This is a genomic window from Exiguobacterium sp. s80 (assembly GCF_018618725.1).
In the GTDB taxonomy this organism is placed as follows: Bacteria; Bacillota; Bacilli; order Exiguobacteriales; family Exiguobacteriaceae; genus Exiguobacterium_A; species Exiguobacterium_A oxidotolerans.
On record NZ_JACSMP010000031.1, the window covers coordinates 1 to 294 of the forward strand.

Consider the following 294-nt stretch of genomic DNA (forward strand, 5'->3'; position numbering starts at 1 on the left):
TTCGAAAGAACTCCCGTCGTTGAAGCAGGCGTTCGACTGGCTGAAGGAAGTCGATAGCACGTCTGTGCAGACGAGCGTCAAACATCTTGCTGATGCCTTTGACCGCTTCTTCAAGAAACAGAACGAACGGCCTCGCTTCAAGTCGAAGAGCAATCCCGTTCAATCGTACAAGACGAACATTCAGGGTAAGTCTCAACTTCCTGATGTCTCGATCGTCGGCAACAAGTTAAAACTCCCGAAGTTGAAATGGGTGCGTTTCGCCAACTCGAGGCAGGTCGTCGGACGCATCTTGAA

At 50.7% G+C, this 294-nt stretch carries 1 pseudogene; it reads left to right on the plus strand.

Going from position 1 to position 294, the window contains the following annotated elements:
• Positions 1 to 294 (plus strand): annotated as a pseudogene (locus KNP94_RS15845) (IS200/IS605 family element RNA-guided endonuclease TnpB); the annotation flags it as partial.